At 63.3% G+C, this 26741-nt stretch carries 25 protein-coding genes and 1 riboswitch; of the genes, 14 read left to right on the top strand and 11 right to left on the bottom strand.

What is annotated here, in order from left to right:
• The first annotated feature begins 8 nt into the window (after window positions 1–8).
• Window positions 9–938, top strand: coding sequence for a pseudouridine-5'-phosphate glycosidase (locus tag NKH43_RS00535; RefSeq protein WP_352494031.1), 930 nt, complete (start codon window positions 9–11; stop codon window positions 936–938).
• 35 nt (window positions 939–973) lie between these two features.
• Here NKH43_RS00535 and NKH43_RS00530 read toward each other — a convergent pair whose 3' ends face one another.
• The 7 genes from NKH43_RS00530 to NKH43_RS00500 all read right to left on the bottom strand — a co-directional run bounded on the left by NKH43_RS00530 (window position 974) and on the right by NKH43_RS00500 (window position 8961).
• Complete coding sequence (locus NKH43_RS00530) at window positions 974–2389, bottom strand: FAD-binding oxidoreductase (RefSeq protein WP_352856078.1); 1416 nt, start codon at window positions 2387–2389, stop codon at window positions 974–976.
• An 82-nt stretch (window positions 2390–2471) separates the two neighbouring features.
• Window positions 2472–3752 carry an amylo-alpha-1,6-glucosidase gene (locus tag NKH43_RS00525; protein ID WP_023716716.1) on the bottom strand — a complete coding sequence of 427 codons (1281 nt, stop codon included), beginning with the start codon at window positions 3750–3752 and terminating at the stop codon, window positions 2472–2474.
• 38 nt (window positions 3753–3790) lie between these two features.
• A complete protein-coding gene (locus tag NKH43_RS00520) occupies window positions 3791–4831 on the bottom strand; it encodes an ABC transporter ATP-binding protein (RefSeq protein ID WP_352482714.1) in 1041 nt (346 codons plus the stop codon).
• A 21-nt stretch (window positions 4832–4852) separates the two neighbouring features.
• Complete coding sequence (locus NKH43_RS00515; RefSeq protein WP_352482712.1) at window positions 4853–5692, bottom strand: carbohydrate ABC transporter permease; 840 nt, start codon at window positions 5690–5692, stop codon at window positions 4853–4855.
• Window positions 5689–6534: a carbohydrate ABC transporter permease gene (locus tag NKH43_RS00510; RefSeq protein WP_023716719.1), complete on the bottom strand. Its 846-nt coding sequence runs from the start codon at window positions 6532–6534 to the stop codon at window positions 5689–5691. The genes NKH43_RS00515 and NKH43_RS00510 overlap by 4 nt, the downstream gene beginning before the upstream one ends.
• Window positions 6535–6610: 76 nt before the next feature.
• Window positions 6611–7879: an ABC transporter substrate-binding protein gene (locus tag NKH43_RS00505; RefSeq protein WP_031193325.1), complete on the bottom strand. Its 1269-nt coding sequence runs from the start codon at window positions 7877–7879 to the stop codon at window positions 6611–6613.
• Window positions 7880–7917: 38 nt separating this feature from the next.
• Entirely contained in the window at window positions 7918–8961 is a 1044-nt protein-coding gene (locus NKH43_RS00500) for a LacI family DNA-binding transcriptional regulator (RefSeq protein WP_023716721.1), read from the bottom strand.
• Window positions 8962–9188: 227 nt separating this feature from the next.
• On the opposite strand from NKH43_RS00500, the gene NKH43_RS00495 reads away from it, so the two are divergent.
• The 10 genes from NKH43_RS00495 (at window position 9189) to NKH43_RS00450 (ending at window position 20926) form a co-directional block, all read left to right on the top strand.
• Window positions 9189–10163 carry a sugar-binding transcriptional regulator gene (locus NKH43_RS00495; RefSeq protein ID WP_023716722.1) on the top strand — a complete coding sequence of 325 codons (975 nt, stop codon included), beginning with the start codon at window positions 9189–9191 and terminating at the stop codon, window positions 10161–10163.
• A 44-nt stretch (window positions 10164–10207) separates the two neighbouring features.
• A complete protein-coding gene (locus NKH43_RS00490; protein WP_023716723.1) occupies window positions 10208–11653 on the top strand; it encodes an ABC transporter substrate-binding protein in 1446 nt (481 codons plus the stop codon).
• Window positions 11654–11806: 153 nt separating this feature from the next.
• A complete protein-coding gene (locus tag NKH43_RS00485) occupies window positions 11807–12730 on the top strand; it encodes a carbohydrate ABC transporter permease (protein WP_023716724.1) in 924 nt (307 codons plus the stop codon).
• A 9-nt stretch (window positions 12731–12739) separates the two neighbouring features.
• Window positions 12740–13597 carry a carbohydrate ABC transporter permease gene (locus NKH43_RS00480; protein ID WP_023676025.1) on the top strand — a complete coding sequence of 286 codons (858 nt, stop codon included), beginning with the start codon at window positions 12740–12742 and terminating at the stop codon, window positions 13595–13597.
• Between the two features lie 4 nt (window positions 13598–13601).
• A complete protein-coding gene (locus NKH43_RS00475) occupies window positions 13602–14720 on the top strand; it encodes an ABC transporter ATP-binding protein (protein WP_023716726.1) in 1119 nt (372 codons plus the stop codon).
• Window positions 14717–15841 (top strand): ABC transporter ATP-binding protein, encoded by a 1125-nt coding sequence (locus NKH43_RS00470; protein WP_023716727.1) that lies wholly within the window; start codon window positions 14717–14719, stop codon window positions 15839–15841. The genes NKH43_RS00475 and NKH43_RS00470 overlap by 4 nt, the downstream gene beginning before the upstream one ends.
• Window positions 15841–17403, top strand: coding sequence for an FGGY-family carbohydrate kinase (locus NKH43_RS00465; protein ID WP_352856073.1), 1563 nt, complete (start codon window positions 15841–15843; stop codon window positions 17401–17403). Before NKH43_RS00470 ends, NKH43_RS00465 begins: the two co-directional genes overlap by 1 nt.
• Before the next feature lie 7 nt (window positions 17404–17410).
• Complete coding sequence (locus NKH43_RS00460; RefSeq protein WP_352856070.1) at window positions 17411–18451, top strand: 2-hydroxyacid dehydrogenase; 1041 nt, start codon at window positions 17411–17413, stop codon at window positions 18449–18451.
• A 19-nt stretch (window positions 18452–18470) separates the two neighbouring features.
• Window positions 18471–19988, top strand: a complete 1518-nt coding sequence (locus NKH43_RS00455; protein WP_023716730.1) for a glycerol-3-phosphate dehydrogenase — start codon at window positions 18471–18473, stop codon at window positions 19986–19988.
• Window positions 19988–20926: a sugar phosphate isomerase/epimerase family protein gene (locus NKH43_RS00450; protein ID WP_023716731.1), complete on the top strand. Its 939-nt coding sequence runs from the start codon at window positions 19988–19990 to the stop codon at window positions 20924–20926. The genes NKH43_RS00455 and NKH43_RS00450 overlap by 1 nt, the downstream gene beginning before the upstream one ends.
• A gap of 47 nt (window positions 20927–20973) precedes the next feature.
• On the opposite strand, the gene fba is transcribed toward NKH43_RS00450, so the two are convergent.
• Window positions 20974–22038: a class II fructose-bisphosphate aldolase gene (gene fba, locus NKH43_RS00445; protein ID WP_352547511.1), complete on the bottom strand. Its 1065-nt coding sequence runs from the start codon at window positions 22036–22038 to the stop codon at window positions 20974–20976.
• Window positions 22039–22300: 262 nt separating this feature from the next.
• On the opposite strand from fba, the gene NKH43_RS00440 reads away from it, so the two are divergent.
• Genes NKH43_RS00440 through derI form a run of 3 tightly spaced genes read left to right on the top strand, consistent with a single transcriptional unit; the run spans window position 22301 to window position 24305 of the window.
• Window positions 22301–23065, top strand: coding sequence for a DeoR/GlpR family DNA-binding transcription regulator (locus NKH43_RS00440; RefSeq protein WP_352482709.1), 765 nt, complete (start codon window positions 22301–22303; stop codon window positions 23063–23065).
• 11 nt (window positions 23066–23076) lie between these two features.
• Window positions 23077–23835, top strand: a complete 759-nt coding sequence (locus NKH43_RS00435; protein WP_352482707.1) for a triose-phosphate isomerase — start codon at window positions 23077–23079, stop codon at window positions 23833–23835.
• 26 nt (window positions 23836–23861) lie between these two features.
• Entirely contained in the window at window positions 23862–24305 is a 444-nt protein-coding gene (gene derI, locus NKH43_RS00430; RefSeq protein WP_352482706.1) for a D-erythrulose-4-phosphate isomerase, read from the top strand.
• On the opposite strand, the gene dhaL is transcribed toward derI, so the two are convergent.
• The 3 genes from dhaL to NKH43_RS00415 all read right to left on the bottom strand — a co-directional run bounded on the left by dhaL (window position 24302) and on the right by NKH43_RS00415 (window position 26500).
• Entirely contained in the window at window positions 24302–24940 is a 639-nt protein-coding gene (dhaL, locus tag NKH43_RS00425; protein ID WP_352482704.1) for a dihydroxyacetone kinase subunit DhaL, read from the bottom strand. The genes derI and dhaL overlap by 4 nt on opposite strands.
• 9 nt (window positions 24941–24949) lie before the next feature.
• Window positions 24950–25963: a dihydroxyacetone kinase subunit DhaK gene (locus NKH43_RS00420; protein ID WP_352845860.1), complete on the bottom strand. Its 1014-nt coding sequence runs from the start codon at window positions 25961–25963 to the stop codon at window positions 24950–24952.
• A 63-nt stretch (window positions 25964–26026) separates the two neighbouring features.
• Window positions 26027–26500, bottom strand: coding sequence for a 6,7-dimethyl-8-ribityllumazine synthase (locus NKH43_RS00415; RefSeq protein ID WP_352482699.1), 474 nt, complete (start codon window positions 26498–26500; stop codon window positions 26027–26029).
• A 76-nt stretch (window positions 26501–26576) separates the two neighbouring features.
• Window positions 26577–26723, bottom strand: a riboswitch (FMN riboswitch).
• Window positions 26724–26741: the final 18 nt, after the last annotated feature.

Here is a 26741-nt window from a genome sequence, read left to right as displayed (position 1 = left end):
GAGATGATATGAAACCTTCCCTTGTCCACTTGAACGATGAAGTCGCTGCTGCGCTTGATAAAGGCCGCGCGGTGGTGGCGCTGGAATCGACGATCATCACCCACGGCATGCCCTATCCGGCCAATCTGGAGACTGCTCGTGGTGTCGAGACCGTGGTGCGTGAAAACGGCGCTGTGCCCGCCACGATCGCGGTGGTCGCCGGCAAGATCAAGGTTGGCCTCGACGACCGTGAACTGGAAGAGCTGGCAGCGGCAAAGGGCGTGGTCAAGGCTTCCGGGCGCGATCTCGCCGCCATCATGGTGCACGGCGGCTCGGCCGGAACCACCGTCTCGGCGACGATGCGGATCGCGGCACTCGCCGGCATCGGCATTTTTGCGACCGGCGGCGTCGGCGGCGTGCATCGCGGCGCCGAAGCGACTTTCGACATCTCGGCCGACCTGACCGAACTCGGCCAAACCGGCACGACTGTCGTCTGCGCCGGAGTCAAGTCGATCCTCGATATTGCGAAGACGCTGGAATATCTGGAAACCCAGCGTGTGCCGGTGATCGCCTATGGGAGTGATGATTTTCCGGCTTTCTACACCCGCTCCAGCGGGCTCAAGGCCGATCATCGCCTCGATACCCCCGACGAGATCGCGCGAGCCATGCTGCTGCATGACGAGATGGAATCCGGCACCGGCATTCTCGTCGCCAACCCTATCCCCGAAGCGGACGCGCTCGATCCGGCATTCATCGACGGCACGATCGCAGCGGCGGTAGCCGAAGCGGAGCAGCGCGGCATCGGGCGCAAGGAACTGACGCCGTTTCTGCTCGCCCGCATCAACGAGCTTTCGCAAGGCCGCAGCCTGAAGGCCAACATCGCGCTGGTCCGCAACAACGCCGCGCTCGCCGCCCGCATCGCGGTGGTGCATGCGAAATTGAAAGGCGTGACCAGATAGAGGCAGCACCCGGCCAGCGCTACCGGCCTTCGATTTCAGCCCGTCGCAAGGTCGAAGATGCGCCCGGCATTGAGGATGTTGTTCGGGTCGAAGGCTGCTTTCAGGCGCCGCATGGCCGCAATCTCTGCATCGCTGCGCACCAGATGCAGCCACTCCTTCTTGTCAAGGCCGATGCCATGTTCGGCCGAAACGCCGCCGCCGGCGGCGGCCACACCGCGGTAGACGGTGCCGTATGCGGCTGCCGGATCCACCGTGCGGATCTGGTAATGCAGATTGCCATCGCCGAGATGGCCGAAGACGTAGATGTCGGCGCCGGGGTCGACGGCCTTGATGGCGGCTTCTGTTTCGTCCAGGAAAGTCGCCATTCTCGCCAGTGGGATGCTGATATCGACGCCAATCAGGCCTGCCATCGAAAACAGGAAACGGTTGGCCTCCTCCCGCACCGCCCAGAGCGCCCGGAATTCGCGCGGCGATTGCGAGACGACCACGTCGTCGATCACGCCCTCCTCGACCGCCTGCATCAGCGTCGCGGCAAAGCGTTCGCCGTCGCGGTCGGGCTCGCTGCCCTGTATCTCGGCAAGCACATAGACGGGCGAGCCCGCGGGCAGCGGCGCCGGCGCGTCCATGCCGGCGATCATGGCGCCATAGAGCGGGGCGAAATTCACCTCATAGGCCGAGAGCGAGGGCCCGAGTTTCTGCCTGAGCAGCGCCAGCAGCGCGATTGCAGCGTCGAGCGAAGCAAGCGCGCAGAAGGCGTTGATCTCGGTGGCCGGCTTCGGGTGCAGCCGCAGGCATGCGCGGGTGACCACGCCGAGCGTGCCCTCACTGCCGATGAACAATTGGCTGAGGTCATAGCCGGAATTGTCCTTCGCCAAACCCTTGAGCGAGGTCAGGATGCCGCCGTCGGCAAGCACCGCTTCCAGGCCAAGCACCTGCGCCCGGTACATGCCGTAGCGCAGCACGCGGATGCCGCCGGCATTGGTGGCGACATTACCGCCGACGGTCGCCGCGCCGCGCGCTCCGATGTCGACGCCGAACTGTAAGCCGGCCGCATCGGCGGCTTCCTGCACCGTTTGCAGCGGCGCGCCGGCCTCGGCGATGATGGTCGCCGCTTCACGGTCGAGGGCTTCAACGGAAGTCATACACTCCAGCGACAGCACCGCTTCGCCGGGTTGGACGCGAGCGCCGCCGGCGAGCCCGGTCCGGCCACCCTGGATGACAAGCCTCTGTCCGGCCTCGTTGCACAGGCGAAGTATGTCCGACACCTCGCCGGCCGTACGTGGACGCAGCACGAACTCCGGCGATACGCCGGCTTTGCCGTCGGGGTCTTCCCTGTAACGCGGCCCGGCCTCATCGGCCGAAACGATCGCCGACCGGTCCAGCCGCTTCTCCAGCCGCGACAGGAGTTCGCCGGTCAGTGGGGACAGAGCGCTCACGGATGGTGTCGTCATGCGCCGCTCCTGTAACAGGCAGACGATAGACACGGACTGCTGTTTGTCAAACCCACGCGGGACTGCCAGTCGTGGCCGGCCTTCAGCCTCGACCCTTCAAAAACTCGATCACCATTGCCGCGGTCCAGGTGAAACGGTTACCGCCGAGCGGCTCGCCGCTGAGGGGATCGTAATATTCGGCAAAGCCGCTCTCGGCGATCAGGTCGAGACTGGACTGGGTGATCCGTTGTGCGATTTGGCTGTGGCCGGCGGCGGCAAGGCCATTAGCGATCATGTAGTTGACCACCAGCCAGACCGGGCCGCGCCAGTAGCGCTTGGCGTCGAAGCGCGCATCGCCAGGATCGTGCGAGGGGACGATGTAACGCGCTTTGCCGGCGATGCGCTCGATCGTTGCGGCGATGGCCGCTGCCCGGCTTTCCGGAATAGCCGAAAACACCGGCAGAATGCCGCCGACCGACGCGCTGTCAACGTGCTTTCCGGCCACTCGGTCGAAACAAATGTACTGGCTATGTGTGTCGCTCCACAGCCGTTCCATCGTTGAAAGCCCGTTTTCGGCACGGGCGCGGTTGGCTTTTGCGATTTCGGTTTCGCCAAGTGCCTCGGCGAGATCGGCAAGATCGGCGGCGGAACGGATCAGAATGGCATTGAAGCCGGGATCGACGACCTGGAACGGCGAGGCATCGTGCAGCCTGGCATTATCCCAGCCAAGCCCGCGGAAATGCTGCAGCAGCCAGATATAGCGGTCATACTGTGCCTTGGTTGGACGATGCGCCGGATCGGCGTGCAGGATGTCGCGGCGGGTGTAGGGCTCGACGCCTTCGGTCGGCACGTGCTCAAACGCCTCGTCCCAGTCGATCGAGTTGTCGCGACCGGACTCCCATGGGTGGATTATGGCGACCAGCCCTTCGCCGTTCGGGTCGCGGTTTTCGTAGAACCAGCGGTGCCAGGCATCGATTTTCGGCAGCAACACCCGGGCACGCTCGGCCGCCAGCGTCTTGTCCTTGGCCTGGTCAAACAAGCGGCGCACGGCAAAGCCGGCGACCGCCGGCTGGGTGATGCCCGAGGTGGCGGTCGGGCGGTCCGTCCGCCAGACCTCCGGTCCCGGGAAATAGCCGTCGCTCCAGACATGGAAGACGATGTGCGGTACCATGCCGTCCGGCCACTGGTGGGCGAACAGCGTGTCGATCTCGGTCCAGGCTCGAGCCTCATCGTAGTGGGCAAGACCGAGCGCGGTCAGGCAGGAATCCCAGTTCCACTGGAACGGGTAGAGGCCCTTGGTCGGTATGGTGTAGGTGCCTTGGTCGTTTTCCCTGAGCACCTCTACGGCGCGGGCGATGGTTTCGTCGACAGCAAGAGATATCATGGGGGCGGTCGTACTTTCAGGATCGAAGGGCGTTTGGATCAAAGCGCGTTGGTGGTTTCGGGGTCGAACCAGCGGATGCGGTCGGGTTTGGGCAAGAGCCGCAGGTGATCGCCGACGGCGACCGTGGCATTCGATTCGAGGATGGCGCGGAACAGGCCGCCCTCGACATCGCAGGTGACCAGCGTGTGCGGTCCGAGCGGCTCGACAACGCGCACGGTGGCGTGCAGCCCTTCGGTGCCGGTGTCGACATCCTCGGGGCGAATGGCGAATTCTATCGTCTGCTTGTCCGATTTGGGGCCGGGCAGCGTCAGCCCGGCGACGGTCCAGCTGCCGTCTGCCGCCTTCGTCGCCAGGATGAAATTCATCGGCGGGTTGCCGATGAAGGAGCCGACGAAGCGTGCGGCCGGATTGCGATAGACCTCTACCGGCGAGGCGGCCTGGACGATATGGCCCTGATGCATGACGGCGATGCGGTCGGCGAGGCTCATCGCCTCGACCTGATCGTGAGTGACATAGATGGTGGTGGTCTTGGACGCGGCGAGCACGCCCTTGAGCTCGGCGCGCATTTCGAGCCGCAGCAGCGCATCGAGGTTCGACAGCGGCTCGTCCATCAGGATCACGTCCGGCTCCATCGCAAGTGCCCGAGCGACTGCCACGCGCTGGCGCTGGCCGCCGGAAAGCTGGCCCGAATAGCGCTTCAAAAGCTGCTCGATGTGCATGAGCTCCGCGGTGCGGTTGACGCGCCCCTCGACCTCCTGCTGCGGCAGCTTCTTCATGCGCAGGCCGAAGGCGATGTTCTCGAACACGGTCAGGTGCGGAAACACGGCGTAATTCTGGAACACCATGGCGATGCCGCGTTCGCGCGGCGGCAGATGGTCGACGCGACGGCCGCCGATCCAGACCTCGCCCTGGCTTGGCGTTTCCAGCCCGGCGACCATCCTCAGCAGCGTGGTCTTGCCGCAACCCGAGGCGCCAAGCAGCACCATGAATTCCTGGTCGGCGATGGTCAGGTCGATCGAATGCAGCGCGGTGAAGCCACCGAAACGTTTTGCGACCTGCTTGATGGCGATCTCAGCCATCGGCGTTCTCTTTTGTGCGCGTCATCGGTTGGCGATCCCCCACATGGCGAACAGATATTTGCGAACGGCGAAGATGAAGATCAGCGCCGGGATGACCAGTGCCGCGCCACCGGCGAATTTGAGGTAGAGCGGCGATTCGCCGAGGCTCTGCAGCAGGAAGGCGGTCAGCGTCCGGTTCTCGATGGTGACCACGGCGGCGGCAAACACTTCGTTCCAGGAGATGGTGAAGGCAAATACCGCCGACGCCGCGATGCCCGGCAGCGCCAGCGGTAGAATGATTTTTCGGAATGCCTGCAATCTCGTGCAGCCGAGCGTCCAGGCCGCTTCCTCCAGCTCGACTGGAATGCCGGAGAAGAGCGAGAACGTGATCAGCACCGCGAATGGCAGCGCCAGCGTGGTGTGGACCAGCGCCAGCCCGATCGCGGTGTCGTCGAGGCCGGTGCGGATGAACATCACCGCCAGCGGTAGCGCCAGCAGCGGCAGTGGGAAGGCGCGGGTCATCAGCACGAGGAAACGGAACGTTTCCTTGCCCGGGAATTCGAAGCGCGACAGCGCGTAGCCCGCGGGTGCGCCGAAGCCGATCGAGAGGAGCATCGTCAGCGTGGCGACGAGAACGGAGTTCCACAGCGCCCTGGCGACGCCGGCGAAATTGATGAAGAAAGAAAGGCTGCCGAAATCGAATGACGGGAAGAAGCGCTTGGGAAAGGCGGTCACCTCTTCCGGCGACGACAGCGCGTTGACGATCAACAGATAGATCGGCAGCAGCACCCAGATGCAAAGCAGGATGACGGTGGCGACCAGCAACCAGTTGCCGGCTTTGCGGGCCTCAGGCGCGGCGATCGACAGCTCCACCGTGCTCATATCCGCGCCTCCTTCGGCACACGCAGCACCCGCAGGAAGAACAGCGTGAAACCGATCGATATGGCGAGGATGAACAGCGCCATGGCGGCGGCGACATTGCGGTCCTGCAGCGTGAACTGCCAATTGTAGGTCTCGCCCATCAGCACCGGCAGATTGGTGCCGCCGAGTGCTGCAACCACCGCAAAGACCTCAAAGGCAAGGATGACGCGCAGGATGATCGCCGTCTGCAGGCTGGGGCGCAGCAGAGGCAGCGTGATCTTGATGAAGCGCTTCCACGGACTAGCGCCAAAAACCTCCGCCGCCTCGTAATATTCCCGGGGGATGAGCCCCATGCCGGCGACCAGAATGACCATCATGATGGCGGTCGCACGCCAGATCTCGGCCAGCGCCACGGCGATGAAGATCGTCAGCTTGCTCTGGTAGCCGAGGAACATGACCGGCCTGTCGATGACGCCGAGATTGGAGAGCAAGGTGTTGAGGAAGCCGGACTGGTCGAAGATGGCGAGCCAGATCAGCCCAGCGGCGAGATCGGAGATGCCGAGCGGAATAGCGAAGATATAAAGCGCGGCGCTGCGCCCGGCCGCAAGTCGCGACACCATCGTTGCCATCAGCAGCGCCATGACCAGCTGGATGGGCACGACGACGGCGCTGAGAAGCAGCGTGTTGCGAACCGTGACCGGAAATTTCCAGCTGCTGGTCATGGTGCGGAAATTGTCGAGCGTAAAGCCGCCGTCGCGGGTGAACGCCTCGAAGGCGACCAGCGCAAACGGATAGAGGAAGAAGACGCAAAGGAACAGCGTCGCCGGCGTCAGCAGCAGATAGGGCAGGGCCTTGCCGTGCATGGAGCTCTCTCTATTCGAAGCTTCAAAAGGGGTGGGCGCCCGGCGCGCTGGAAATCCGGACGCCCGGGGAGGATTCTTAATCGACGGGACAGGCGCCTTGCGATGGTTTGTCGGGCGCCCAGCACGGCGCTTTCGCCTGGTCGATGATCGCCTTCAGCGCCGTCGCCTGTTCGTCGAGCACGCCGTGCACATCCTCGCCGCCGAGCACGATGCGCTCGAAGCTGTCGGTGTAGATCTGATTGAACTTGCCGCCGAGGCCGCCAAGTCCCATCGGCAGCAGCGCCGGCAGCGCATCCGGGGCTCCGGTCATGGTGGCGATCACTGGGCTGAAGGCCTTCACCGAGGCCGGCATGTCGTCGGGCAGCTTGACGTCGACGATGGGGAAGAAGTTTGTCGCCTTGAGCGTCGCGATCTGGGTTTCCGGTTTCAGCATATAGGCGACCAGTGCCTTGGCCTTGTCCATGTCGGGCGAGGTCTTCGGGATAGCGACGCCGGCGACCACCGGCATGTAGCCGCGGCCTGCCGGGCCGGCCGGCGCCGGGAAGGCGACGAAGTCATCGGGTTTCTGGTTGAAGGCGTCGGCGAGGCGCGCCACGTGATCGAATGCCACCCAGACTTCGCCGGTCAACAGCGGCTCCTGCATGAAGGCATAGTTGGTCGAATTCGGGTTGGTGTATTGCCACAATTCCTTGAACTTGTTCCACGCCGTCTCGGCCTCCGCCGAGCGGAACTTGGTCACCATCGAGCCGGTATACGATGGAAGGAGAAAACCCTCGAAGAAACGGTGCTTCAGCCCTTTCGGGCCGGCCGGAAAACCGAATTTGGGCGAACCGGTCTTTTCAGCGATGTTTTTCGCCCACTCGATCAGTTGGTCATAAGTGATGGTGTTGAGATCGGTGCCGGCCGGCAGATATTGCAGCGCCTGCTTGCTGGCCGCCATCAGAAAGGTGGCCTGCATCCATGGCAGGTACTTCTGCTCGCCGGTGCCGAGCATGCCGAGCTTCTTGTAGGTCTCGTTGACCTTGACGCCACCGAGATCGACGCCAGAGAGATCGACAAGGTCCGCGCCGACGGTGGAGAAGTCTCCGTGCAGGCCGCCGAGCACGCCTATGGTGCCGGAGCCGGCCTGCAGTTCGGCCTGAAGGCGGGTGAGCCAAGGCCCGTCCTCGGCGACCTGATAGTCGACCTGGCCATCAAACCCCTTCAGCACCTCGCCGCGCATTTTTTGCGTCTCTTCCACAGGTCGCGCCTGTGTCGACCAGAACAACACCTGCTGGGCTTGCGCTGCGCCGGCAGCGAGCGACAGCGCCAGCACGGCGCCGGCCAATATCCGCAAAGCATTCATCGTCATCTTCCTCCCTGGGTTGCGCCGCGAAGCGGGCGTCAGTTCTGTCTTGTGGGTGCCGGGCCATGGCTTGCCCGCGAGACAAGTGTCGGCCGGACCAGCCGCGTCAGTGGCGCGTCCGGCCTGTTGCCGATGACGGTCAGCAGCATCTCGCCGATCTCGCGCGCGCACTGGCGGATCGAGGCGTCGAAAGTGGTTAGCCCCGGCGGCGCATAGGCTGAGGCGGCTATGTTGTCGAAGCCGATCACCGAAAGGTCGCGAGGAATGGCAAGGCCGGCTCGGGCAGCCTCTTCCATCACCGTCAGCGCCAGCTCGTCGAACAGCGCGACAATGGCCGTCGGCCGCTCGGTGGCGTGCAGCAGCCGGTTGATTGCCTGGATGCGGGCACCGCGATCGAACCGCGGTGCCGTCGCCACATCGAGCCTGACCGACGGATCGCCTCGGCGGGCGATCGCGGCAGCGAGCCCATCCTGCCTGAGATGGCGAAACGTCATCGGCTCGGAAATCGTCACCAGGCCGAAATGGCGGTGTCCGAGATCGTAGAGCATGTCGAAGGCCTCGCCGAATGCGTGCGCGCCATCGGTATCGAGCCAATGATAGGCAAAGTCACCGTCGAGCAGCCGGCCATGCGCGACGAACGGAAAATTGCGTTGACGCAGGTAGGCAAGCCGCTCGTCGACCTCGGCGATGCGGGTGACGACGACCCCATCGGCGCGTCCGGATTCGACAACATGGCGAAGCACGGAAAGTTCCGACTGGCCCTGCGCCGCTGCGGCCAGGATCAGGTCGGAGCCGTGCGAAACCAACCCTTCGCCGAGCCCGGTGACGAATTCGCCGAGGAAGGAATCGACCAGATTGGGGCCACGGATCGGCAGCACCATGCCGACAAAACCGCTGCGGCCGGAGACTAGCGTGCGGGCTGCCGTGTTCGGCACATAGCCGGCCTGGCGCGCGGCCTCGGTGACACGTTGGCGCGTTTTCAATGCGATCTGCTCGTGGCCGGCAAGGGCGCGCGAAACGGTGGTGATCGACAGGCCGAGCTGTGCGGCTAGTTCCTTGAGGGTGGTAACGCGGCCCGGCATCGTTCCTCTCGAACGAAGTTTGAAACGTTTGTAATCAGTCCAAGCGAAATTGCAAACGTTTTAAATGCGCGCGATCGGTGTTGCTTCTTGCCCGTTGGTTCGCGCGGCCCTGTTCGGCCCCGGGCCGGCAAGCTTCCGGACGGAGATTTAAACGCAGCGGTTGCTTGACTCGGACGGCGCCTTGTGAAAAATTTTACAGCAACTGATAAAAATATCAAAGGGCGGAAATGGTTGGTTTTGGCAACGGCCTGCTGCGCGACGATGAGACCGGGATGGCAGCCCGCGCTGCCTGGCTTCACTATGCCGGCGGCCTGACCCAGTCGGAAGTCGCCAAGCGGCTCGGCCTGACCAGCCTCAAGGCGCACCGCCTCATCACCAAGGCCAATCAGGAGGGCCTGGTCAAAGTCTATATCGATGGCGAAGTCTCAGAATGCGTGGAACTCGAGGACGAGTTATCCGGCCGTTACGGCCTCGACTATTGCGAGGTGGTCCCGGACTTCGATGCCGAAGACCTGCCGCTCAAGGCGCTCGGCATTGCCGGCGCGCAGTTTCTCAAGCGCGAGATCGAACGCGGCGAGGAGGCGCTGATAGGCGTCGGCCACGGCCGCACGCTTGCCGCCTGCGTCGAATATCTGCCGCGCATATCGGCCGGCAGGATCCGTTTCGTTTCGCTGCTTGGCGGCCTGACGCGCAAGTTCTCCGCCAATCCGCATGACGTCATCCACCGCGTCGCCGAACGGACCGGCGCGGAGGCCTATGTGATGCCGGTGCCGATGTTCGCCAACACGGTCGAGGATCGAACGGTGCTGCTCGGGCAGAAGGGCGTCAGCGATGTCTTCGACCTCGCCAAGACCGCCGACTTGCTCATTGCCGGCATTGGCACCGCCGAGCGTGAGGCCTCGCTTGTCGCCACCGGCATGATCGAAAAGGGCGAGATGGAGGAGATCCGCCGCAACGGCGGCGTCGGCGAACTGCTCGGCCATTTCTTCGACGATGCCGGAAAGGCCGTCGCGACGACGCTTTCCGACCGGGCGCTGGCACTGGCGCGCGAAGACATCAGCAACCGCAGGATTGTCGCCGTCGCCGGCGGCAAGGTGAAGGTTCGCGCCATCAAGTCAGTGCTGGAGGGCCGCTATCTCAAAGGCCTGATAACCGACGAGCGGACGGCGCGATCGCTCGTGGAACAGACGCCGGTCGGGTAGCCGGCAACCATTTCGTTGAAACTACCCTGTGGAGGAGAAGAGAAATGCATGAGAAAGAGAAAGACCTCATCGACGCGTTCCTGCGTGGACAAGTCGGCCGCCGTGGGCTGATCAAGGGCCTCGGTGCAATGGGCCTTGCCGCCAGCACCGCCGGTACACTGCTCAATTTCGGGCAGACCCGCGCCCTGGCAGCTGATTTCGACTGGCAGGCGCATAAGGGCAAGACCATCAAGCTGCTGCTCAACAAGCATCCGTACGCCGATGCGATGATTGCCAACCTCGACAACTTCAAGAAGCTGACCGGCATGGAAGTCGTCTATGACGTGTTCCCCGAAGACGTCTATTTCGACAAGGTTACCGCCGCGCTGTCGGCCAGCTCGCCCGAATACGATGCCTTCATGACCGGCGCCTACATGACTTGGACCTACGGCCCGGCCGGCTGGATCACCGATCTCAACGAATGGATCAAGGATCCGGCCAAGACCAACCCGAAATATGCCTGGGACGACTTCCTGCCCGGCGTCAAGAATTCTTGCGCCTGGAACGGCCAGCCGGGCGGCGCGCTCGGTTCGGAAGACGCCAAGCAATGGTGCATTCCGTGGGGCTTCGAGCAGAACAACATCACCTACAACAAGGGCATGTTCGACAAGGTCGGCGTCAGCGTTCCCGGCAATATGGATGAAATGGTCGCTACGGCGGCGAAGCTTACCAAGGATGTTGGTGGCGGCGTCTACGGCATCGGCGTGCGCGGCTCGCGCTCCTGGGCAACGATCCACCCGGGCTTCCTGTCGGCTTACGCTAATTTCGACCAGAAGGACCTGAACGTCTCGGCTGACGGCAAGCTGTCGGCCGCGATGAGCACCGCCGAATCCAAGGCTTTCCACAAGCAGTGGGTGCAGATGATCCAGGAGAGCGGCCCCAAGGACTGGTCGACCTACACCTGGTATCAGGTCGGCACCGATCTCGGTGCAGGCGCTTCGGCGATGATTTTCGACGCCGATATCCTCGGCTACTTCATGAATGGCGGCGACAACAAGATGGCCGGCAAGCTCGCCTTCTCGGCGTTCAAGGCCAATCCCGCCGCCAAGGCACCGACGCCCAATATCTGGATCTGGTCGCTGTCGATGTCCAACTTCTCCAAGGACAAGGACGCCACCTGGTACTTCATGCAATGGGCATCCGGACCCGAGCATGCATTGTTCGGTGCGACCAAGATGGACTTCGTCAATCCGGTGCGTCAGTCGGTCTGGAACGACGAGATGTTCCGCGAGAAGCTGAACAAGAGCTATCCGGGCTATGTCGAGATGTTCGACGTCTCGGCGCCGGGCGCCAGCATCAAGTTCACACCGCAGCCGCTGTTCTTCGATCTCACCACCGAATGGGCGGCGACGCTGCAGAAGATGGTGGCCAAGGAAGTGCCGGTCGACGAAGGCCTCGACAAGTTGGCCGAGAGCATCAACAGCCAGCTCAAGGAAGCCGGGCTCGGCTAAAGCCGCGGCCAAGGCTGGCCCGTCCGCGGGTCAGCCTTTGAGATGTGATACGTTTGCGACGCGGTGCCGAGCGGTACCGCCTGCTCGCCCGACCGGCCGCCTTGCTCCCTTGGGCGGCCGGGACGGCGAAGCAACAGAATGACGGAGCAGCAGATGACTGCGGCGACAATACAAAGAAACAGGCCGTCGGGCTTCAGGATCAGCAAGCGGGTGCTGCCCTATCTCCTTAGCTTGCCGGCCTTGCTGGTCTGCATCGGCATCCTGATCCCGTTCTTCACATCGGTGGTCTATTCTTTCCAGCGCTACCGATTGAGCCAGCCTTGGGCGCGGCAATTCAACTGGGGCGACAACTATATCTCGTTCTTCACCGACCCGAAGTTCTGGAACACGCTGCAGGTGTCGCTGCTCTACGCCGGCATCACCGTCGTGCTCGAGTTGCTTCTCGGTCTCGGCATCGCCATGCTGCTGCAAAAGCGCTCGACGCTGAACAACTTCATCTCGATCATGCTGTTGATGCCGCTGATGACGGCGCCAGCGCTCGCCGCGCTGATGTGGAAGCTGATGACCAATCCCGGCTTTGGCGTGCTCAGCTATCTCGCCAGCCTGATCGGGCTGCAGGATTTCCGCTGGGCCTCGTCGCCCTCGACGGCACTGCTCACCGTCGTGCTTGTCGACATCTGGGTCTACACGCCCTTCATCATGATCCTGCTGCTTGCCGGTCTGCGCAGCCTGCCGACGCAGCCCTTCGAGGCGGCAGCACTTGACGGCGTGCCGCGCAGCTTCGTGTTCTTCCGCATCACTCTGCCGATGCTAACCCCCTATATCCTGACGGCGACATTGTTCCGCCTGCTCGATTCCATCCAGCAGTTCGACATCATCTACGCCATGACCCAGGGTGGTCCGGGCGACACGCTGACCGTGTTCCAGGTCGAGGCCTATCTCAACTTCTTCCAGTCGACCAATGTCGGCCGCTCGGCGGCGCTGATGATCATCCTGTGGGCGATCACCTATTTCCTCTCGAACATCTTCATCAAGAACTGGCTGCGGCTGCGCGAACGCGCCCGCGGCCAGGCATAGGAGGCTGGCATGGAACATACCTCCCTTCTCGAACGCATCCTGCGCGGCATAGCCCTGGCGCTGGTCGTGATCTTCTTCATGTTCCCGATCGTCTGGATCCTGATGATGTCATTCCAGACCAACGAGACAATCCTGCGGATTCCGCCACAGCTTGTCTTCGAGCCGACGCTCGCCAACTACACCGCCTTGATCACCGGCAAGCTGATGACGGCGGCCGGCACGCTCGACATCGCCTTCATGCGCAATCTCTGGAATTCCGTCTTCCTGTCGGTCACCTCGGTTGCCGTCGCGTTGCTGCTCGGCGTGCCGGCCGCCTATGCGTTTGCGCGGCATAAGTTTCGCGGCTCGGAGGACATTGCCTTCACGCTGCTGTCGTTCCGTTTCGCGCCGGCGCTGCTGGTGCTTTTGCCGCTCACCCTCTATTTCCAGAAGCTCGGGCTGGCCAATACCTATATCGGGCTGATCTGGGTCTACCAGCTGATCTGCCTGCCGCTGATCCTGTGGATCGTGCGCGGCTATTTCGAGGATATACCGGCCGACATCGAATACGCCTACCGCATTGCCGGACATTCCTGGTTTGCTACCTTCCGCAAGATCGCGCTGCCGCTCGCCGGCCCAGGCATTGCCGCTGCCGGCCTGCTCGCCTTTATCTTTGCCTGGAACAATTTCGTTTTTGCGCTGGTGCTCGCCTCGGCCGACAAGCAGCCGGTGACGGTCGGCGCGCTCGCCTTCATCACGTCCTCCGGCATCCAGTATGGCCAGATTTCGGCGGCGATCGTGCTGTCGATCACGCCGACCCTGGCGCTCGCTCTCTATGCGCAACGCTATCTGGTCGAAGGCCTGTCGCTTGGCGCGGTGAAAGGATAGTCCGATGGCAAGCCTCGAACTGCGAAACATCGTCAAGCGCTATAAAAGCCAGACCGTTCTCGACAATCTGTCGCTGACCGTCGCCGACGGCGAAACGCTGGTCCTGTTCGGACCGTCCGGCGCCGGCAAGACGGTGCTGTTGCGGCTGGTGGCCGGGGTCATCGACCCCGACGAGGGAAAGATCCTCATCGGCGGCGAGGACATGACCGATCTCGACGCCGAGTTCCGCGGCGTCGGCATGGCATTCCAGAACTTCGCGCTGTTCCCGCATATGACGGCGTTCGACAACATAGCCACGCCTCTGCAGGCGAAGCACTCATCGCAGGGCACGATAAAGACCGGCGTCGAGAGCGTCGCTAAGCTGTTGAAAATCGGCCATGTGCTCAGCCACAAGCCGCGGGCGCTGTCCAACGGCCAGAAGCAACGCACCGCGCTTGCCCGCGCGTTGGTCGGCTCGCCGCCGCTGCTGCTGCTCGATGATCCCTTGCGCAACGTCGATGCCAAATTGCGCTTCGAAATGCGCCTCGAGCTGCCAAGGCTGCTCGCCGATCGTGGCGCGACCGTCATCTACGTCACCCAAGACTACAAGGAAGCGATGGCGCTCGGCGACCGCATCGCGGTGATGTCGCAAGGCGTCGTCAAACAGCTCGGCACGCCCGAGCAGATCTATCGCGAGCCGGCCAATGTCGAGATTGCCCGGCTGTTCGGCGACCCGACCATCAACCTTCTGGACGTCAAGCCGTCGCGGGACGCCAAGGGCATCTATGTCGGCCTGTCCAACGTCCAGGTCCATCTTGCCGGCGCGCATGAGGCGGCGGTCGGCCGTGATTGCGTGATCGGCCTGCGGCCGGAGGCTCTGGCGTTTGTTGATGAAGGCACGCCCGGCGCCATCCCGGTGACGGTCGAGGCTGAGACGCCGCTCAACGAGAAGATCGTCACCCTGGCGCGAACCGTGCGCGGCCGTGAAATCTTGGTCTCGCGTCCGTCCGGGACACCTGGCCAATCCGAGGGCAGGGCGCATATAGCCGTCGACAGCAAAAGCGCCCTGCTGTTCGATCGCGCGAGCGGCGAGCGCATTGGCTCGAAAAACGTCGTCAATTTGCGCAGTGGAGAAGCGGCATGAGCCCAAGCGCAATCACCCTCTCAGGCGTCGACAAGTTCTACGGTCCGATCGACCGCGGTGTGCATGCGGTCAAGAACCTGACGATGGAAATCGCCAAGGGCGAGATCGTGGCGCTGCTCGGCTCGTCCGGTTGCGGCAAGACCTCGACATTGCGTATGATCGCAGGCTTCGAAGAGGTCTCGCGTGGCACCATCGCGGTTGCCGGCCGCAAGGTGCACACGTTGCCGCCGGTCAGGCGCAACGTCGCAATGGCCTTCGAGGGCTATTCGCTCTATCCGCCCCTGACCGTGCGCGAGAACATGGCCTTCGCCCTCAAGGCGGCCAGGCTGGCGAAGAGTGCGGTCGATGCAAAGGTTGCCAACATCGCCAAGCTGCTCGAGATCGAGGACATTCTCGAGCGCTATCCGAGCTCGATCTCCGGTGGCCAGCAGCAGCGCGCCAGCCTCGGCCGGGCGCTGATCCGCGAGGCCGACCTGCATCTGCTGGACGAGCCGATGGGCCAGCTCGAGCCGCAGCTTCGCGCCGTGCTGCGCGGCCGCATCAAGCATTTCATCAAGGAGCGTGGCCTGACCGCGATCCTGGTCACGCACGACCAGACCGAGGCCAATGCGCTGGCCGATCGCATCGCCGTCATGGAGGGCGGCGTGCTGCAGCAGTTCGATACGCCTGACAGGCTCAAGGAACGGCCGGCAAACCTGTTCACCGGCACCTTCGTCGGCGAGCCGCCGATGAATGTCTTCGAGGCCTATGTCGGCACGGCTGCCGACAAGATCAGTCTCAAGCTGCCCGACGGGCTTTCGCTCGACTACGACAAGGACGCGTTCAGCGGCCCAGTTCGCGATGAATTGCTCAACCGGCAACGCGTCGTCATCGGTGTCAGGCCCTATGCCGTCCGCCGCTCCAAGGACGGTGTGCCGGCCACGGTTTCGGCCAATCAATGGCTCGGCGACCAGACCCATATCGCCGCCGACTTCGCCGGCGGCTCGCTGGTTCTGGTCGAACATGACCGGACTCGCCTGGAACTCGGGGCGCCTATCAAGGTCAGCATCGATCCAAAAAACCTGCACGTCTTCGATCAGGCGAGCGGCGACGCCATTTCGCACGGCACGGAGCTTGCCTGATGCGGGATGTGCTGATCGGCATCGACGCCGGCACGTCTGTTATCAAATCCGTCGCCTTCGACACGGCGGGCAGGCAGATCGCGGCAGCCGCGCTGCCGAACAGATACGAGACACTGCCGGGTGGCGGCGCCGAGCAGGACCTAGTCCGCACCTGGGCCGATACCGCGACGACCTTGCGCCAACTGGCCGACAAGGTGCCGGATCTCGCCAGCCGGACCATTGCCATCGCCGTGACCGGGCAGGGCGACGGCACCTGGCTGATCGACAAGGACGGCGAGCCGGTGGCCAAGGGCTGGCTGTGGCTCGACGCGCGCGCTGCCGCCGTCGTCGAGGAGATCCGCGCGCGGCCCGAAGACCGGCTGCGCTTCGAAAAGACCGGCAGCGGGCTCGCTGCCTGCCAGCAGGGGTCGCAATTCGTCTTCATGAAGCGCCACATGCCCGCGATGCTTGCCAATGCAGCGACGGCGTTCCACTGCAAGGACTGGCTTTATTTCAAGTTGACCGGCCAACGCGCCACCGACCCGTCCGAAGGCACCTTCACCTTCGGCGACTTCCGCACGCGCAGCTATTGCGACGATGTTCTTGAGGTGCTCGGCGTCACCGATCTCAGGCATCTGCTGCCGCCCATCGTCGATGGCACCAGGCAAAGCACCGCACTGTCGGCGACAGCAGCCGATGCGACCGGCCTGCTTGCCGGCACGCCGGTCGTTCTGGCCTATGTCGATGTCGCCTGCACGGCGCTCGGCGCCGGCCTGTTCGATCGCGAGCGCAAGCCGGGATGCTCGATAATCGGCTCCACCGGAATGCATATGCGGCTTGCCGAGACGCCGGACGAGGTTCTGCTCAACGAAGCTGCAACCGGCTACACGATGACCATGCCGGCACCGGGCGTCTTTGCGCAGATGCAGTCGAACATGGCGGCAACGCTCAACATCGACTGGGTCCTCGGCCTCGCCTCCGGCATTCTCGCCTCGCAAGGTATCACGCGGACCAATGGCGAGATGATCGCGCTGGTCGACCAGTGGATATCGTCGTCCGAGCCAGGCTCGCTGCTCTACCAGCCCTATGTCTCCGAGGCGGGCGAGCGCGGCCCGTTCGTCGATGCCAATGCCAGGGCCGGTTTCGTCGGCATTTCGTCCAGGCACGGCTATGCCGACATGGTTCGTGCGGTGTTCGAAGGGCTGGCTTTCGCGGCACGCGATTGCTACGCCGCCATGGGGCCGCTGCCCAAGGAAATCCGCCTGACTGGTGGAGCGGCCAGGAGCCCGGCTCTGCGCAAGATCCTGGGTGCTGCGATCGGCGCCGACATTCGCACCAGCGAGCGCGAGGAGGCCGGTGCTGCGGGCGCCGCGATGATTGCTGCGGTTTGCGTTGGCCAGTACGCATCGATGGACGATTGCGTCAGTGAATGGGTCACACCTTTGCTCCGTGCGGCCGAGCCAAGCGATCGTAACCTTGCCGCTGCCTATGAGGCGATGGCTCCGTCCTACACATTGGCGCATGAGGCGCTGCGGCCGGTCTGGCGTTCGATGGCCGCGTCCAGGCAAACTGACGTGAATTGAGAAGAGCATGCCCAAGAAAATTGCGATCATCGGTGACCGCTTCATGCTTCCGGAAGTGTTTCGCGAGAAAATCGAAGCGGCCTGCGGCGACAATCTCGACATCCGCACCATTGAAACCGCTTGGCCCGACGAGCCGATGCAATTCGGCAATGCGGCGCTCGGCCTCGACAAGATCAAGGAATATTTCGGCGATCCCGACGAAGTGGTGGATTTCATCGGCGATGCCGAAATCTTCGTCACCCAGCTTGCGCCGCTCTCCGAAGCCATGATGCAGCGCCTGCCGACGCTCAAGCTGGTTGCGGTGTCGCGCGGCGGGCCGATCAACATCGACATGCCTGCCGCCAAGGCTCATGGCATCACCGTGGTCAATGTGCCCGGTCGCAATGCCAGCGCGGTGGCCGAGTTCACCATCGGTGCCATTCTCGCCGAGACGCGGCTGATCCGCGTCGGCCACGAAGCCTTGCGCAAGGGCGAGTGGCGCGGCGATCTCTACCGCGCCGACCGCACCGGCCGCGAGCTCAACGAGATGACCGTCGGCGTCATCGGCTATGGCAATATCGGCACCAGGCTGGTTCGGCTGCTGCGTGCATTCGGCTGCCGCATCCTGGTCTCCGATCCCTATGTGCAATTGAGCGCCGAGGATCGCAATGCCGGCGTCGAGCTGGTTGCGCTGGACGATCTCCTGTCGCGCTCCGACGTGATCACGCTGCATTCCCGGGTCACCGAGGAGACGCGCGGCCTGATCGGCAAGGACGCCATCGCCCGGATGAAGCCCGGCGTGATCTTCGTCAATACCGCGCGCGGACCGCTGGTCGACTACGATGCGCTCTACGAGGCGCTCGTCTCGGGGCAGATCGGCAGTGCCATGCTGGAGACGTTCGCCGTCGAGCCGGTGCCCGTCGACTGGCCGCTGCTGCAGCTCCCGAATGTGACGCTGACGCCGCATATCGCCGGCGCGTCGGTACGCACCGTGACCTACGCAGCCGAGCAGGCGGCCGAGGAAGTGCGCCGCTTCATCGCCGGTCTGCCTCCGGCCAATCCATGCTGACGACAGGGCATAGAGCGAGATGAGCGGTGACAGCGAAATCGTCGACCTCTTCGTCATCGGCGGCGGCGTCAATGGCGCCGGCATCGCGCGCGACGCGGCAGGCCGGGGGCTGTCGGTCATTCTTTGCGAAAAAGACGATCTCGCCGAAGGCACCAGTTCTAGATCAGGAAAGCTCGTCCATGGCGGTTTGCGCTATCTCGAATACTACGAGTTCCGCCTGGTGCGCGAGGCGCTGATCGAGCGCGAGGTACTGCTGGAATCCGCACCGCACATCATCTGGCCGATGCGCTTCGTGCTGCCGCACAGCCCGGATGATCGGCCGGCCTGGCTGGTCCGGCTCGGCCTGTTCCTCTACGACCATCTTGGCGGCCGCAAGCGGCTGCCGGCCACTCGCACGCTTGACCTGCGCACGGCACCCGAGGGCGCGCCGATCAAGGACAGCTTCAAACGCGGCTTCGAATATTCCGACTGCTGGGTCGACGACGCCCGCCTGGTCGTCATCAACGCGCTCGACGCCGCGGAGCGTGGGACCAGGATATTCACCCGCACTGCCTGCACCGCCGCCCGCCGCGAAAACGGCCTGTGGTCGGTGGAAATGCGGGACGGTCGAACCGGCGTCAGGACCACGGTTCGGGCACGGGCGCTGGTCAACGCCGCCGGACCCTGGGTCAATGATATCATCAACCGCGTGGCTGGCCAGAATTCCAGGCGCAACGTGCGCCTGGTCAAGGGCAGCCACATCGTCGTGCCGAAATTCTGGGAAGGCCGGCAAGCCTATCTCGTCCAGAACAGCGACAAGCGCGTGATCTTCATCAATCCCTACCAGAACGATCTGGCGCTGATCGGCACCACCGACATTCCTTATGACGGGCGGCCGGAAGACGTGACCGCCGACGCCAGCGAGGTCGACTACCTGATTAAGGTGGTCAACCGCTACTTCAAGCGCCAGCTTGCGCGCAGCGACGTCGTCTACTCGTTTTCCGGCGTCAGGCCGCTTTATGACGACAATGCCGACAATCCGAGCGCGGTCACCCGCGACTATATTTTCGAGCTCGACGTGGCGGCGGGACAGGCGCCGCTGCTTTCCGTCTTCGGTGGCAAGATCACCACCTTCCGCAAGCTGGCCGAGCACGCGCTCGACCGCATCGCCCCGTTCTTCCCGAAGATGGGCAAGCCGTGGACCTCGAAAGGACATCTGCCAGGCGGCGATATCGCCAATGCCGATTTCGAGCAGTTCCTCGGTGACCTCGGCCACGAATATCCCTGGATGCCGGCCTCGCTGGTCAAGCATTATGGCCGGCTCTACGGCACAAGGACGCGTGATCTGGTCGGCGCGGCCGGTTCGCTCGCTGAACTGGGGCGGCGCTTCGGCAAGGATTTATTCGAGCGCGAAGCCAATTACCTGTTCGAGCATGAATGGGCCGAGACGGCCGCCGATATTCTCGAACGGCGCACCAAACACGGACTGCATCTGTCCGCCGCAGAAAGAACCGCCTTCGAAGACTGGTGCTCGAGCCGGCTGGCGAAGGCAGGCTGATGGCCTTTACGCTGTCCCTCAACACCAACCCGCTGGTCAATCGTTTCGCCGAACCGGACGATCTGATCGATGCGATCGCCTACGACATCGGCATCCGCGACGTGCAGCTCACGCATGAATTCGTCAATCCCGGTTGGCCGGCGGCGACGATCGCCAAATTCATCCGCCTGTTCCGCTCCGCTCTCAACCGCACCGGCGTGCGTGTGACCTCCGCGATGACCGGCCCCTACGGCCGGCTCAATCATTTCGGCCATCCCGATGCCGACGTGCGGCGCTATTATGTCGACTGGTTCAAGACCTTTGCCGAAATTTCGGCCGAGCTCGGCGCCCGCGGCATGGGCACGCAATTCGCGATCTTCACTCATCGTGACTATGACGATCCCGAGCGTCGCGCGCGGCTTTTCGAGATCGCGCTGGAATGCTGGCGCGCGGTCGCCGAGCACGCCAAAGCGGCCGGCTTGACCTACCTGTTCTGGGAGCCGATGTCGGTCGGCCGCGAGTTCGGCCATACGATCGAAAGCTGCCGGACGCTGCAGAGCGAGATCGATGCGGCCGGCATGGCGATCCCGCTCAAGATGATGGTCGATATCGACCATGGCGACGTGACGTCGAGCAATCCGGACGACATCGACCCCTATGCCTGGGCCGAAGCCTTTCCAAAGGAATCGCCGATCATCCACGTCAAGCAATCCTCAATGAACAAGGGTGGCCATTGGCCGTTCATTGCCGCCTACAACAAGGACGGCCGCATCACGCCGGAAAAGCTGCTGGACACTGTTCGCCGTGGCGGCGGCGTCGACAATGAGATCTGCCTCGAATTGTCGTTCCGCGAACGCGAGCCCGTCGACCACCAGGTCGTCGCCATGATCCGCGAATCGGTCGACTATTGGGCGCCCTTCATCGAGGCCGGCAGGGCCGGTCTTTTGCCGAAAGCATGATTGGATGAGCAGGTGCCGACGCGGCTCCTGCTCAGAACCGGAATATGTCAGCCGAATTTCGGATCGAGACTGCCCGACTTGTAGCGCTTGGCCATTTCCGAGACCGGCAGCGGCTTGATCCTCGGTGCGTTGCCGGCAGTGCCGAACTGCTCGAAACGCTCCTTGCACAGCTTCCGCATGGCGGCCATCGCCGGCGTCAGATATTTGCGCGGATCGAATTCGCTCGGGTTCTCGGTCAGCACCTTGCGGATCGCGCCGGTCAGCGCCATGCGGTTGTCGGTATCGATATTGATCTTGCGCACGCCATGCTTGATGCCGCGCTGGATTTCCTCGACCGGCACCCCCCATGTCGGCTTCATCTGGCCGCCATATTTGTTGATGATCTCCTGCAGCTCCTCCGGCACCGAGGACGAGCCGTGCATGACGAGGTGCATGTTCGGCAAGCGGCGGTGGATTTCCTCGATGACGTTCATGGCAAGCACCGCGCCGTCCGGCTTGCGGCTGAACTTGTAGGCGCCGTGGCTGGTGCCCATGGCGACGGCCAGCGCATCGACACGGGTGTCGCGCACGAACTGTTCGGCCTGAACCGGGTCGGTCAGCAGCTGATCGTGGCTGATGACGCCCTCGACGCCATGGCCGTCCTCCTGTTCGCCGCCGCCCATCTCTAGCGATCCGAGAACGCCGATCTCGCCCTCCACCGACACGCCGCCCCAATGCGCCATATCGACGACGCGGCGGGTGATACCGGAATTATAGGCGTAGTCGGCCGGCGTCTTGCCGTCTTCCTTCAGCGATCCGTCCATCATCACCGAGGTGAAGCCGTACTGGATTGCGGTAACGCAGGTCGCTTCGTTGTTGCCATGGTCGAGATGCATGCAGACCGGGATATCGGGATGGATTTCGACCAGCGCGTCGATCAGCTTGGCCAGCACGACATCGTTGGCGTAGGCCCGCGCGCCGCGGCTCGCCTGCAGGATGACCGGCGATTTGGTCTCCTCGGCTGCCTCCATGATGGCGAGGCCCTGTTCCATATTGTTCATGTTGAAGGCAGGCACGCCATAACCGTATTCGGCGGCATGATCGAGCAATTGTCTCAGTGTGATGCGAGCCACTCAGTAGTCTCCCGTATCCGGTTTCGAGCCAGTGTTTGCGGGCTGTTCGGCTATTGTCGAGCCCGCTAAAGCTTCTGGCCGGATTTCCGCTGCACCGCAACCGCTGGACGCCCGGCCGACAGCAATTCTTGTTACGGCACGCCGTCAGAAACGTCATGATATCCCAGGCAGATATAACATTATCACAAAAATACTGGTGGCTATGCGACGTTTCCTGTTATATCTCGGAACGTGGTTCGGATTGCACGAGGAAGCCGCGGAAATGAAGAGCGACGGCCGTCGGCAAGGCATCATGGATTTTCTGATGGACACCGGCACCGCCAGTGTCGACGATCTTGCCTCGCGCTTCGGCGTCTCCAAGATGACCGTCCACCGCGACCTCGACGAGCTCGAGGAGGGCGGCTTCCTGCGCAAGGTACGCGGCGGCGCCTCGATTCAGCCGAGCAGCCTTTTCGAGAGCGATTTCCGCTACCGCCAGAGACTGGCCGGCGACGAGAAAAAGCGCATCGCCGCCGCTGCCGTGACGATGATCGAACCGGGTCAGACGGTGATCATCGACGACGGCTCGACCGCGGGCGGCGTTGCTCGGCATCTCGTCGATCTGCGTCCGCTGACGGTGATCTCGAACAATCTGGCTGTCATCCAGGATTTGGCGGGCGTTGCCGGCATCAACCTGATTGCGCTCGGCGGCCAGTACAGCAAGAAGTTTCACGGCTTCTTCGGCCTGCTCGCCGAAGATACACTGAAATCATTGCGCGCCGATGTCGCCTTCCTGTCGTCATCGGCTATCCACGGCGCTTCCGCCTTTCACCAGGATCAGGAAGTGGTCCAGACCAAACGGCTGATGATGGCCGCTGCGGCGCGCAAATATCTGCTGGTCGATCACGGCAAGTTCGGCCGCACAGCCTTGCATTTCCTGACCGATCTCAAGGCTTTCGATACCGTCTTCACCGGCCGCGAGCCGCAGCCGCAGATGCGTGCGGCGCTGGATGGTGACGGCGTGTCGCTGACAGTGGTCGCAGAGTAGGAGGAGCACGCATGGTTTACTGGGTCGGCACCAGCTGGAAAATGAACAAGACGCTCGCCGAGGCGATGGCTTTCACGAGGGCATTGGCCGAGTTCGTCCCCGGTTTCGACGAGCGCATCCAGCCCTTCGTCATCCCACCCTTCACGGCGGTCCGCGAGGTCAAGAAAGCGCTGTCGCCGACGCGCATCAAGGTCGGCGCGCAGAACATGCATTGGGCTGACGCCGGCGCCTGGACCGGCGAGATCTCGCCGGTAATGCTGAAAGACTGCGAACTTGATATGGTAGAGTTGGGCCACAGCGAACGGCGCGAGTATTTCGGCGAGACCGACAAGGCTGTCGGGCTGAAGACCGCAGCGGCGGTGAAGCACGGTCTCGTGCCACTGATCTGCGTCGGCGAGACTTTGGCTCAACGCGACAGCGGGCAGGCGGATACGGTGCTGGCCTTGCAGGTGCACGGCGCGCTGCAGTTTCTCGAAGGCGCGGCCAGGGCGGCGACGATCCTGTTTGCCTATGAGCCGGTCTGGGCGATCGGCGACAAGGGCGTGCCGGCAAGCTCGGACTATGCCGGCAGACAGCAGGCGCTGATCAAGAAAATCGCGCGCGACCTGCTGCCGGCCGTGCCGCCGGTGCTTTATGGCGGCAGCGTCAATCCGCAAAATGCCGCCGAACTGATCGGACAGTCTCATATAGACGGCTTGTTCATCGGCCGTTCCGCCTGGCAGGCGGACGGCTATATAGACATCCTCAAACGCGCCTCAGCGGCGATCTGAACCATCGAACAGGAAGGAAACCGAACATGAAAATAGCCATTGGAGCCGACAGCGCCGGCAAACCGCTGCTCGATGTCATCGCCGCTCACCTCGCCACCAAGCCCGGCCTCACGGTCAGCGATCTCAGCCAGACGGGCTTCTACGCCGACCTGTCACAGAAGCTCGCCCAGACCATCCTGGACGGCGAGAACGATCGCGGCATCCTGTTTTGCGGCACCGGCATCGGCGTATCCATTTCCGCCAACAAGGTTCCCGGCATTCGCGCCGCACTCACCCACGACACCTATTCGGCCGAGCGCGCTGCAAAATCCAACAACGCCCAGATCATCACCATGGGCGCGCGCGTCATCGGCCCGGAATTGGCCAAGTCGATCGTCGATGCATGGCTTGCCTCGGAATTCGATGAGATGGGACCGTCGGCCGGCAATGTCCAGGCGATCGACAGGCTCGATGCAGCGAAGGTCCGTTAAGCCAGACTGTCCCGTATCGCTTTGATGATCGTGACGGCCGAGGCAGCGCCGGGATCCATATGCCCGAGCGATCGTTCGCCGAGCCGCGAGGAGCGGCCCTTCGCGGCGATCATATCCTTGGTTGCCTCGGCGCCCCGTTCGGCTGCGGCGAGTGCAGTTTCCAAGCTCTCCAACAGGGTCTTGCCGGCTTCCTGCGCGGCGCCCGCTGCCTGTGCTGCCGGCAGCCAGGCGTCGACCATGGTCTTTTCGCCGAGCTCGGCCTTGCCGCGATCCTGGATGCCTTGCGCCATCGCCCGGAGCATGGCGATGATGTCAGCATCCTCCAGAATTGCCTTGCCTTTGACGGCGGCGGCAGCGCGCATGAAGGCGGTCGCATAGAGTGGGCCTGACGACGCGCCGACGGCGTTGAGGAACGACTTTGCCGCGGTATTGAGCAGCGCCGTCGGTCCGGTCGCCGCGAGGTCGAGTTGCGCCAGCGCCTCGCGTACCGCGCCGAAGCCAAGCGCCATGGCGATGCCGTGGTCGGCGTCGCCGATGACGCCGTCGAGTTGGCAGAGCCTGTCCTTGTCGGCGTCGATCGCCGCCGCGATCTCATCGAACATTCTTTTCAAGCCGGCTGAGTCGATCGAGGTCATGATGCTTTCTCAGCCGGCGCGGAACATGGCGCAGTCGCAGGGATGGTCGAGCATCTCCTGCAATTCGCCGTCGAGATGCATCAGCGTCACTGAGGCGCCGGCCATTTCGAGCGAGGTGCAATAATTGCCGACCCAGGTCGCGTGGACGGAAACGCCGATGTCGTCGAGCCTCTGCTTGACCCGCCGGTTCATGATGTAGAGCTCCATCAGCGGCGTCGAACCGAGCGAATTGACCAGCACGGCGACCTTGTCGCTGCGCGTCGGCGCCATTTCGTCGAGGATCTTGTCCAGCATCTCGTCGGTGATCTCGTCGGCCGTCTTTAGTTTTCCGCGTGCGATGCCCGGCTCGCCATGGATGCCCATGCCGATCTCCATCTCGTCCGGTCCGATTTCGAAATTCGGCCGGCGGGTCTGCGGCAGCGAACAGGGCGAAAGCGCCACGCCCATAGTGAAGGTCTGATCGTTGGCCTTCCTGGCGATACGCTCGCATTCATCGAATGTCAGCATCCGGTCGCATGCGGCACCGACAGCCTTGAAGATGAAGAAATTGCCGGCGACGCCGCGCCGCTTCTGCCTCTGGTCGCGTGGCGCCGAGGCGACATCGTCGGTGGTCAGCACGGTGCGCACCTCGATATCGTCCATCGCCGCCATTTCGGCGGCCATGTCGAAATTCATCACGTCGCCGGCATAGTTGCCGTACATGAACAGCACACCGGCACCGCCGCTGGCCGCTTTGGCGCATTCGAGGATCGGGTCCGGCGGCGGCGAGGCAAAAACGTTGCCGATCGCGGCCGCGTCGGCAAGCCCCTTGCCGACGAAGCCAAGGAAGGTCGGCTCGTGGCCCGAGCCGCCGCCGATGACAAGGCCGACCTTGCCTGGGCGCGGCCCGTCGCGGGCGATGATGGAGCGGGGGCTGCCGTCCGCACTTCGGAGATGGCGCGGATGCGCGGCCAGAATGCCCTCCAGCATCTCGTCGACGGAGCGGTTGCCGTCATTGATGATCTTCTTGGTCTGCACCGGCATCCTCCCTAGTTTTCGTGAGATACTACAGCGCCTTACCGGGATTTCCACCCGGCGACGGAGATTTCACGCCGCGATGCGTTCGCGTGTCGCCAGCAGTTGCACGCAGGCACCGGCCGCCTCTTTGCCCTTGACCCTGAAATGCTCGAAGAAGAAGCGGTGATGGTCAGCGCTGTCATGGTAGTTGTGCGGCGTCAGCACCGCCGAAAGCACCGGCACGCCAGTCGACAATTGCACGTTCATCATGCCGTCGATGACCGCACTCGCCACGAACTCATGCCGGTAGATGCCGCCATTGACGACGAACGCGGCGCCGAGGATAGCGGCATAGCGGCCGGTCTCGGCAAGCATCTTTGCATGCAGGGGAATCTCAAAGGCGCCCGGCACATCGAAGACATCGACGGCAAAGCGTTTCTCCCCGACAACCGCCAGTTCCGCCTCGAATGCTTCAACGCATTGGTCGACGATATCGGCGTGCCAGCGCGCCCGAATGACGGCAACGCGGATCGTTTCATAGTCGTTCTGGGAATGCTGATTCATGGGTCCATCCTTCCGTTTCCAACCAGAATCAGGACGCACGATACGGAGTCCGAACCGCGAAAGCGGACCGTCTTCCATTCGTTCTCTTCCATCCGGACTGTGACCGTCGGCTCCGGAATCTCACCGGATCTGCTGACCCCTCCGGCTAACCGGAAAGCGCTCGCGGGCTTGGGCCGAGACCCTTACCGCCGGTGGGGACTTTCACCCCGCCCTGAGAACATTGACGGCGTTTGTATGGAAG

Origin of the sequence: Mesorhizobium sp. M1163 (assembly GCF_040318415.1) — a bacterium.
Lineage (GTDB): Bacteria > Pseudomonadota > Alphaproteobacteria > Rhizobiales > Rhizobiaceae > Mesorhizobium.
This window is presented reverse-complemented; position numbering and strand designations above follow the sequence as displayed.